Below are 6,253 nucleotides of genomic sequence, written 5' to 3'. Positions count from 1 at the left end.
TTGCGATAGCAGCAGTTAAAGTTGTTTTACCATGGTCAACGTGACCGATTGTGCCCACGTTAACGTGTGGCTTATTACGTTCAAACTTAGCCTTAGCCATGAGATCTTCCTCGTTTACGTCGAACACAATTCTAAGATTGTTCAGTATCGACCTGTCGCCAAAAAAATGACACTTTAAATACTTGAAAAGCAGACTAATAAGCCTGCTTTCTTTAAAACTTTGTAGAAATTTCTACTAAACTGTATATCTGGAGCTCTTATCGAGATTTGAACTCGAGACCTCTCCCTTACCAAGGGAGTGCTCTACCACTGAGCTATAAGAGCATTTAACACTTCGATGGAGCGGGAGACGAGGGTCGAACTCGCGACATGCAGCTTGGAAGGCTGCCGCTCTACCAACTGAGCTACTCCCGCATATTGGTAAGACACTAGATCGAAGTTTTAAAATTGGTGGTGAGAGAAGGATTCGAACCTTCGAAGCTTACGCGGCAGAGTTACAGTCTGCTCCCTTTGACCGCTCGGGAATCTCACCATTTACACTTACTTCAGTGTTGTTCTTTACTCGACTACTTAAACTCTCTAAGATGGTGCCGGCACACGGATTCGAACTGTGGACCTACTGATTACAAGTCAGTTGCTCTACCAACTGAGCTATGCCGGCGTTTCTTAGTGTTTCGTACGTTTCGTATCGGAACGGTGTGCAGTTTAGCAAAACTTGAAATCCGTGCAAGTGTTTTTTTCAAAAAAAACCCTAAAAACTCACAAAATCAATCCGTTTGATGATAATTCAACCGCTTTGATCACTGCGCGAGCTTTTATTTGGGTTTCATTCCACTCAGAATCAGGATTTGAGTCTGCAACAAGACCCGCACCAGCCTGTACATAAACCTTATTTTCGCGAATAACACAGGTTCTAATTGCGATAGACATGTCCATTTCACCATGCCAGCCTAAATAACCAACAGCACCGCCAAAAATTCCACGTTTTACTGGCTCAACTTCGTCAATAATTTCCATAGCACGAATTTTTGGCGCCCCAGAAAGTGTTCCTGCAGGGAATGTTGCTTTAAAAACATCCAAAGCATCTATGCCTTCCTCAACTTCCCCTTGCACATTAGAAACAATATGCATGACATGTGAATAACGTTCGATCACCATTTGATCAGTGACTTGCACTTTACCGATTTTTGATACACGCCCAATATCATTGCGACCCAAATCAATCAACATTAAGTGCTCTGCGATTTCTTTCTCATCGGAAAGTAAATCTTTTTCCAGCGCTAAATCTTCTTCTTTGGTTTTACCGCGTGGTCGTGTGCCCGCTAATGGGCGCACAGTCGCCACCCCATTTTCTAAACGCGATAAAATTTCTGGTGATGAGCCCACAATATAAAATGGCTTTTCATCACTAAGCGTCTTTCCTTGTACTAAAAACAGATATGGTGAAGGATTAAGATGACGTAATGCACGATATACTTGTAAAGGATCACCATCAAAGTCCGATACCATGCGATGACCAGGAACCACCTGCATCACATCACCCGCACGAATGTACTCTTTAACAGTTTCAATCGATTCTAAGAATTTTTCTTTACCTGTTAATGATTCAAAATGAGGGGCCGTGTGAGGCTTTGCCTGCAAGCTCACCGGTGTGGCAAGTAATGATTCGATTTCATCCAGCTGGCTTTGTGCTTTATTAAAAGCATCTGCATCCTGTGTATCCGCATGTACGATAATAAATAGCGTGTCTTTTAAATTATCAAAAACTACAACTGTTTTAGACAACATGAGCCATAAATCTGGCAATCCAACAGGATCAGCATCAGGAACGTTATTTAAGCGCGGTTCAATATAACGTACCGCGTCATAACCTAGATAGCCCACCAAGCCCCCTGTAAAGTTAGGCAAATCGGGAAGTTCTGCTTTTGATGGCACTTTGAACTGCGATTGAAAGTCACGGATATACTGGAAAGGATCTTGGCACTCAAACGATTCGACTTGACCGTCAGCATTCTGAATTGTTAACTGTCCTGCATTACAAGAGAATACGGTTGACTCACCTAGACCAATAATGGAATAACGCGCCCAGTTTTCACCACCTTCTACAGACTCAAATAAATAGGCTTGTTGATGTTGTTTTAAACGTGCAAATACTGACAATGGAGTATCAGTATCTGCTAAGCGTTGGCGATAAACTGGAATTAAGTTAAAACCTTGTGATTGAAGTTGTTGAAATTGAGTTGACGTTGTCATGAGGAATTCTCTGTAGTTTTCGATGCATATTGAATGTTCTATAAGGTCTGCGCTGAGAGACGCCATCGAAAAACATTAAAACTATTCATTCCTCTACCCTTCTTTATTTATTACAACTTATTTAGAAATCAACACAGTTAAATCATCAACTACTTGTTGCGGCTTACATAACTGAATATCTTCACCATGATTATAACCATAGCTTACGACAATACAATCAATACCCGCACGGCGCGCTGCCTCTACATCATTCGATGAGTCACCAATCATCAAGGTATTGTCCAGATCAGTTCCAAAGGCCTCAACACAATGCAACAAAGGTTTAGGATCTGGTTTTCTCACCTCAAAACGATCTCCACCCACCGTATCCACAAAATAGTGATCCATCTTTAATTCAGCCAATATTTTTCTAGCGGGTAATTCAGGCTTATTCGTGACACACACCATTTTTTTTTGATGAGCTCGACCCCACTCTAAAAATTCGATAATGCCGTGAAATGGACGCGTATCCACGCAAGGTTCGGCATTATAAATTTCTAAAAAAGTATCTAATAATTGCTGATGCTCAGAAGGCTCTACACGCCCCGTCAGATGCATTAAAACACTCTGACAGAACAATGAAGTCCCTTTACCAATCCAATTTCGAACTTGAGTTTCTGTGACCAAAGGCAGTTCTAATACATTCAAACTCATATTCATGGCACGATATAGATCAAATGCCGAATCAACCAAGGTTCCATCCAGATCAAAAAGAATTAAGTCACGCTGTTCCAAATTCGCAATATTCATTATTTTAAACCTAACAAAAAAGGCATGCGAAAGCATGCCTTAAAAAATCACATGCAACTTAGTTGAAAATAAACCAGGCAACCAGTGCCACAATCACTAACACCAATAAGGCCATTAAGCCAATATTGGCATTTTTTTGAGTTTCCAACTCTTTTTCCGTACAAGCTGCAGGAATATTTACCTCACACGCTTCATGCTTATTGACAGTTGTATTAACATCAACTCCCTCAGGAATTGGCGCTGGTTTAGGAATTCCTACATTTTGAGGCATACCATCTCGAGTAAGCTGAACTGAGCTATCTCGCTCTTTCAGATCAGGCATACCCTGCTCAAGCATTTCAGCTGCTGCTGTCTTCTCTACTGCAACCTTTGAAGAAATTTCAGCTGTTGCGATTGCTTCGCTAGGCTGCTGAATATCTTGTAATGTTTGTGCAGATTGCGCAGGTGCTAAAACTGAAAATTTATGGCTAGCAAATTGCAGAATATCGCCATCTTTAACAATAGTTTCGCCTTCAGCAATTTTTGTATCGTTAATAAACGTGCCATTTGACGAACCTAAGTCTTGAACAGTGAGCACCTGCTCTTTTAGAAACAAAGCAGCATGACGACGTGATACATCTGCAGACTGAATCAAAATATCTGCATCTTGATGACGACCCACCAACATGTCTCGATCGATATCAACTTCTTTACCCGCAAATTCGCCAGTAATTGTTTGTAATTTCCAAGTCATAGTTTCGATCCATTATTCAAGTTTTGACATTTTAACATGGCTGTTTTCGAGATTCACATTGAACGCATGTTATCGAGATGGTCTCAATGTCGTGGTTGTGACCGTATTTTGTGTTCTTTGCACATCTTGTTTTGGCTCAATCGCGACAGGGGTTTCCACCACGACTTGGGCATTGTTTGTATTTGTTGTGGCAACTTGATTGTAAATCACAGGCTTTGGCAGCACTCGCGTTGATTTCACCACAGGATCCTGAGTCACGATGACATTTGGACGTTCAATCACACGCCCTACTGGCTTAGACTGTGCTGTTGGAGCAGTATAACGCTGTACCTGCGGCTCTACTGCTTGAGGCGTTGATGGCACTACGATAGGCTTGACGGGTTGAGGAGTACTTGATACAGGCAACCGCTGTTGGAAGATATCATCAACATTATCCGGTAACTTCTTAAATGTCCCATCACCATCCAGTGCTAACTGCAAACTGTATAAACGATCATAGCGTTGCTGTGACAATCTACGAATATCAGCCGTATCTCCTACGATTGTTGGATGAATAAAAACGAGTAGGTTTCGTTTCACATTATTCTTTGCATCTGCTCTAAACAGTCTACCCAAACCAGGAATCGAGCTTAAACCTGGGACGCCTTGACGCGTTAACTTAGTATCATCTGAAATCAGACCACCCAGCACAATTGTTTGACCATTTTCAGCCAAAATTGAGGTTTTTATGGCACGCTTAGTGGTCACCAAGTCTTTCGCCTCACCACTATCTGGCTTCACTGAGGATACTTCTTGTTCTACAGCAAGACGAACTGTTCCACCTTCACCAATTTGTGGAATAACCTTTAATGTTACACCAACATCTTTACGCTCAATTGAAGTATAAGGGTTTGCTGTTCCACCTGTTGTTGTCACAGATCCCGTCTGGAATGGGACATTCTCACCCACAACGATATAAGCTTCCTCGTTATCCATGGTGACAATCGATGGTGTAGACAATAAGTTCGACTTAGTATTGGTCTTTAATGCCTGAATCAGTGCGCCATACAGTTTACGCGATCCATTCGCACCTTCTTTATATTCACCTAAGGCCAATGAAGCACCAGCTCCAATCAAACCAGCACCCGTAGCTACATTACCAAGGAATCCAGAAGCCAATTGACTCAGCCCTACACCCGCTTTATCAAAATTGATTACACCAATACCGCTACTGATGTCACCTAGTGCCCACTGAACACCCAATTGATCTACGTCATTTCCTTCAACTTCAACAATAGCAGCCTCAATGAGAATTTGTTGACGACGCACGTCAAGTTGATGAATAGCAGATTCAATTTCACGCATGAGTTGAGGATCTGCTTTTACCACTAATGCATTTTGTGCACCATCAGCAATAATACTCACGCCATTACTATTAAAACTTGTAATATCTTGTTGATTTTGATTTGAACCACTATTCAAATTAATCGCTGGAGTACTCACACTCCCATTTGAAGACGTATTACTCGAAGTATTATTAATTAATGAGTTACTAGCACTTGAATTGGAGGTTGAACTATTTGAATTACTGGTACTATTCACCGCCTGACCAGATACTAAACCTTGTAAAATTTCAGCCAAATTTTTTGCGCTTGCATACTTAAGCTTAAATACTTTTAGACCGCCTAAGCGATCAGCTGAAGGAACATCAAGCATTTCGATCATTTGACGAATGCGTTTACGAGTACTTGGATCACCCTTGATCAAAATCCGATTAGTACGTGCATCTGCAATAATACGTACTCGAGAACCTGAAATGTCTTTGGCACCCCCCGTAGAAGACATTGAATCCAACAAAACTATCAGCTCTTCAGCTTGGCTAGACTGCAAGCTAATAGCCTCAATATCGTTTTGTCCCGTTCCATCTAAATTACGAATAATCGTTTCAAGCTGTGCAATATTATTCGCACGATCTGAGACTATAAGCGCATTTGTTCCTTGTACCGCCGCCAAATGCGCAAATTGCGGCATGAGCGGTCTTAACGCTGGTATTAGATCATTGGGGTTAGTATTTTCCAGCCAAATGACACGAGTAACCACTTGATCACCTCGTGCGTTCCGAGAGGCATCAAAAGGCACACCTGAATTTTTTACATTATTGTCAGGGACTAAGCGGATAGTGTTACCCGCAGGTACAGCAACAACGCCATTAACGTTTAACACACCCAAGAACAAATCATAGACTTCAGCTTTGTTTAAAGCCTTATTTGAAATGACCGTCACATTACCCCGAACCCGCGGATCAACTGCGAAGTTTTTTCCCGTGATATCTGCCACTTCATTAATAAATGCAGTTAAATCTGCATCACGCAGGTTAATTTTCCAAGTTTGCGCTTGCGCAGCGGTACTTGCGACAGCCAATACTGGTGCTACTGCGACCATCGCCCAAAGTGACCGATTTCGATTTAAAAAATCCATAACTTGTTATATTTCCTAATA

At 41.6% G+C, this 6,253-nt stretch carries 5 protein-coding genes and 4 tRNA genes; all 9 read right to left on the bottom strand.

Going from position 1 to position 6,253, the window contains the following annotated elements; genetic code table 11:
* Positions 1-100 (bottom strand): GTP-binding protein (locus AC1M9K_RS06795; protein ID WP_009586195.1); only part of this gene is annotated, 100 nt, incomplete at its 3' end.
* 149 nt (positions 101-249) lie between these two features.
* A tRNA-Thr gene (locus tag AC1M9K_RS06790) sits at positions 250-324 on the bottom strand.
* 14 nt (positions 325-338) lie between these two features.
* Positions 339-414, bottom strand: a tRNA-Gly gene (locus AC1M9K_RS06785).
* A 34-nt stretch (positions 415-448) separates the two neighbouring features.
* A tRNA-Tyr gene (locus AC1M9K_RS06780) sits at positions 449-532 on the bottom strand.
* 53 nt (positions 533-585) lie between these two features.
* Positions 586-661, bottom strand: a tRNA-Thr gene (locus AC1M9K_RS06775).
* Between the two features lie 98 nt (positions 662-759).
* Entirely contained in the window at positions 760-2,253 is a 1,494-nt protein-coding gene (gene trpE / locus AC1M9K_RS06770; protein WP_481588844.1) for an anthranilate synthase component I, read from the bottom strand.
* 117 nt (positions 2,254-2,370) lie between these two features.
* Positions 2,371-3,042: an HAD-IA family hydrolase gene (locus AC1M9K_RS06765; protein ID WP_481588843.1), complete on the bottom strand. Its 672-nt coding sequence runs from the start codon at positions 3,040-3,042 to the stop codon at positions 2,371-2,373.
* Positions 3,043-3,100: 58 nt separating this feature from the next.
* Positions 3,101-3,775: an FHA domain-containing protein gene (locus AC1M9K_RS06760; RefSeq protein WP_481588842.1), complete on the bottom strand. Its 675-nt coding sequence runs from the start codon at positions 3,773-3,775 to the stop codon at positions 3,101-3,103.
* 69 nt (positions 3,776-3,844) lie between these two features.
* A complete protein-coding gene (gspD, locus tag AC1M9K_RS06755) occupies positions 3,845-6,232 on the bottom strand; it encodes a type II secretion system secretin GspD (RefSeq protein ID WP_481588841.1) in 2,388 nt (795 codons plus the stop codon).
* Between the last annotated feature and the right edge of the window lie 21 nt (positions 6,233-6,253).

Source organism: Acinetobacter sp. 24-47-67, assembly GCF_056779735.1.
Note: the sequence above shows the minus strand (reverse complement) of the source record. Positions and strands in the feature narration are given on the sequence as shown.

Bases quoted from the DNA above. Each gene is read 5' to 3' on its own strand.
- trpE (WP_481588844.1), bottom strand. From the start codon at position 2,253: ATGACAACGTCAACTCAATTTCAACAACTTCAATCACAAGGTTTTAAC.
- AC1M9K_RS06765 (WP_481588843.1), bottom strand. From the start codon at position 3,042: ATGAATATTGCGAATTTGGAACAGCGTGACTTAATTCTTTTTGATCTG.
- AC1M9K_RS06760 (WP_481588842.1), bottom strand. From the start codon at position 3,775: ATGACTTGGAAATTACAAACAATTACTGGCGAATTTGCGGGTAAAGAA.
- gspD (WP_481588841.1), bottom strand. From the start codon at position 6,232: ATGGATTTTTTAAATCGAAATCGGTCACTTTGGGCGATGGTCGCAGTA.